The sequence below is a fragment of the uncultured Amaricoccus sp. genome, assembly GCF_937858865.1.
Taxonomy (GTDB): Bacteria; Pseudomonadota; Alphaproteobacteria; order Rhodobacterales; family Rhodobacteraceae; genus Amaricoccus.
This window is the reverse complement of the sequence record NZ_CALLYO010000046.1, coordinates 1-3,311: the sequence shown is the minus strand read 5'-3', so window position 1 is coordinate 3,311 and position 3,311 is coordinate 1. Positions and strand designations below refer to the sequence as shown.

The 3,311-nt window shown below is 69.9% G+C and carries 3 protein-coding genes; all 3 read left to right on the top strand.

Annotation, left to right across the window (positions count from 1 at the left end; genetic code table 11):
* On the top strand, positions 1-1,235 hold a 1,235-nt coding region (locus Q0112_RS01260; RefSeq protein WP_297970395.1), incomplete at its 5' end, for an L-lactate permease.
* Between the two features lie 56 nt (positions 1,236-1,291).
* Entirely contained in the window at positions 1,292-2,995 is a 1,704-nt protein-coding gene (gene dld, locus Q0112_RS01255) for a D-lactate dehydrogenase (RefSeq protein ID WP_297970393.1), read from the top strand.
* Positions 2,988-3,311: alpha-hydroxy-acid oxidizing protein (locus tag Q0112_RS01250; protein WP_297970391.1), on the top strand; the 324-nt coding region annotated here is incomplete at its 3' end. The genes dld and Q0112_RS01250, both read left to right, overlap by 8 nt.

Sequence of the window (3,311 nt, the reverse complement as noted above, 5' to 3'; positions counted from 1 at the left end):
TCTCCGCCGCCGGCCTCTGCCTGATCGCCAACACCGCGCCCGTGGCCTTCGGCGCCCTCGGCACGCCGGTCATCGCGCTCGCCGCCGTCACCGGGCTCGACCTGATGGAGCTCTCCGGCATGATCGGGCGGCAGCTGCCGTTCTTCTCGATCATCGTGCCCTTCTGGCTGATCTGGGCCTTCGTCGGCTTCCGGCGGATGATCGAGGTCTGGCCGGCGCTGCTCGTGGCCGGCGCCTCTTTCGCCGTGCCGCAGTATCTCGTCTCCAACTTCCACGGGCCATGGCTCGTCGACATCGTCGCCGCCATCGTCTCGATGATCTCGCTCGCGCTCTTCCTCAGGGTGTGGCATCCGGCCAGGCCGATGACCGAGGCGCCGCGCGACTGGTCCTCGAAGGACGTCGAGGGCGAGGAAGAGCACGAGCACCCGGCCGATGTCGCCTCGCGCAGCGCGGCGCTGAAGGCCTGGACGCCCTGGGTGATCCTCTCGGTCTTCGTCTTCATCTGGGGCGTGCCGCAGGCCAAAGCCCTCCTCGACTCGATCTGGAGCGCGCGGTTCCCGGTCGCCGGCCTGCACGAGCTGGTCATGAAGGTGCCCCCGGTGGTCGCCGAGGCGCATCCCGAGGCCGCGATCTTCAACTTCAACATCCTGTCGATGACCGGCACCGGCATCCTGCTCGCCGGCATCGTCTCGGGCTTCATGCTCGGCTACGGCCCGGCGGGCCTGGTGCGGATGTACGGCAAGACGCTCTACATGATCCGCTTCTCGCTGCTGACCATCGCCTGCATGCTGGCGCTCGGCTACGTCACCCGCTACTCGGGCACCGACGCGACGATGGGCCTCGCCTTCGCCAACACCGGCTGGCTCTACCCGTTCTTCGGCACGCTGCTCGGCTGGGTCGGCGTGGCGGTGACGGGCTCGGACACCGCATCGAACGTCCTCTTCGGCGGGCTGCAGAAGGTGACGGCGCAGCAGCTTGGGCTCAATCCGGTGCTGATGGCGGCGGCCAACTCCTCGGGCGGCGTCATGGGCAAGATGATCGACGCCCAGTCGATCGTCGTCGCCTCGACCGCGACCAAGTGGTATGGTCAGGAGGGCTCGATCCTCAGGTTCGTCTTCTTCCACTCGATCGCCCTCGCCTGCCTCGTCGGCCTCCTGGTGATGGCGCAGGCCTACGTCTACCCCTTCACCGAGATGGTGCCCGACGTGGCCGCCACCATCCCCGTCGCCAACTGACGACGTCGGGTCCGGGGCACGTCCCCGGACCCATCGCCATGGAGGGAGGGAGCGCCATGACAACGCGAGACGAGCTGATCGCCGAGCTCCGCCGCATCGTCGGCCCCGGCCAGGTGCTGACGGCCGAGCGCCGGACCCGCGGCTACACGCGCGGCTTCCGCTACGGCGCCGGCCCGGTCCTGGCCGTGGTCCGGCCCGGGAGCCTGGTCGAGCAATGGCGGGCGCTGAAGGCCGCCATCGCCGCCGGGCGGATCGTGATCTTCCAGGCGGCCAATACCGGGCTGACCGGCGGCTCGACGCCCTGGGGCGACGACTACGACCGGGAGATCGTGCTGGTCAGCCTGCGGCGGCTGAAAGGGATCCACCTGATCGACGGCGGACGGCAGGTCGTCTGCCTGCCGGGCGCCACGCTCGATGCGCTCGAGAAGGCGCTGCAGCCGTTCGGGCGCGAGCCGCATTCGGTGATCGGCTCCTCCTGCATCGGCGCCTCGGTGCTGGGCGGGATCTGCAACAACTCGGGCGGAGCGCTGGTCCAGCGCGGACCGGCCTATACCGAGATGGCGCTCTATGCCGAGGTGCGCGAGGACGGCTCGGTCGCCCTCGTCAATCATCTCGGCCTGCCGCTCGGCAACGAGCCGGAGGAGATCCTCGCCCGGGTGGAGCGGGGCGAGCTCCCCGTGCCGGAGCCGACCGAGGCCTGGGCCTCCGACCGGGAGTATGTCGCGCACGTCCGCGAGGTCGAGGCGGCGACGCCGGCGCGCTTCAACGCCGATCCGCGCCGGCTGCGCGAGGCGGCGGGCTGCGCCGGCAAGCTCGCGGTCTTCGCCGTCCGGCTCGACACCTTCGAGGCGGAGAAGGAGACGGCGGTCTTCTACATCGGCACCAACGACCCGGACGAGCTGACCGGGATCCGCCGGCACATCCTGGCGCGGTTCGAGCACTTGCCGGTGGCGGGCGAATATATCCACCGCGACGCCTACGACGTGGCGGCGAAGTACGGCAAGGACACCTTCCTCTTCATCAGGAAGGCCGGCACCGACCGGATGCCGGCGCTCTTCGCCGCCAAGGCGCGGGTCGATGCGCTGACCGAGCGGCTCGGACTCGGGGCGACGCTGAGCGACCGGGTGGCGCAGGGGGTCGCGGCGCTGGCGCCGCAGCATCTGCCGGCGCGGATGAACGCCTTCCGCGACCGCTTCGAGCACCACCTGCTCCTGCGCATGGCGGGCAGCGGCATCGCCGAGGCGCGGGCCTATCTCGAAGGCCTGCTTCCCTCGGCGACCGGCGACTTCTTCGCGTGCACGCCGGCGGAGGGCGAGGCCGCGTTCCTGCACCGGTTCGCGGTCGCCGGAGCGGCGGTGCGCTACCGGGCGGTGCATCGGCGCGAGGTGGAGGACATCGTGGCGCTCGACATCGCGCTCCGCCGCAACGACCGCGACTGGGTGGAGCGGCTGCCGCCGGAGATCGAGGCGCAGATCGAGAAGAAGCTCTACTACGGCCACTTCTTCTGCCATGTCTTCCATCAGGATTACGTGGTGAAGAAGGGGAGGGACTGCCTCGCGCTCGAGCACGCCATGTGGCGGCTGCTCGACGCGCGCGGCGCGGAGTATCCGGCCGAGCACAATGTCGGCCATCTCTATCACGCGAAGCCGGCGCTCGCGGATTTCTATCGTGCGCTCGATCCGACCAACAGCCTGAACCCGGGCATCGGTCAGACCTCGAAGTGCGCCCACTGGCACCAGACGGAGGAAGGCCATGCTTGAGAATGCCCTGACGATCGACGACCTGAAGCGCATGGCCCGCCGGCGGGTGCCGAAGATGTTCTTCGACTATGCCGACTCGGGGGCCTGGACCGAGGGGACCTACCGGTCGAACGAGGAGGACTTCGCGAGGATCCTGCTCCGCCAGCGGGTGCTCGTCGACATGACCGGCCGCAACGTCGGGACCGAGATGGTGGGCGAGCCGGTCTCGATCCCGGTGGCGCTGGCGCCGACCGGCCTCTGCGGCATGCAGCATGCCGACGGCGAGATTCTCGCGGCGCAGGCGGCGGAGGAGTTCGGCGTGCCCTTCTGCCTCTCC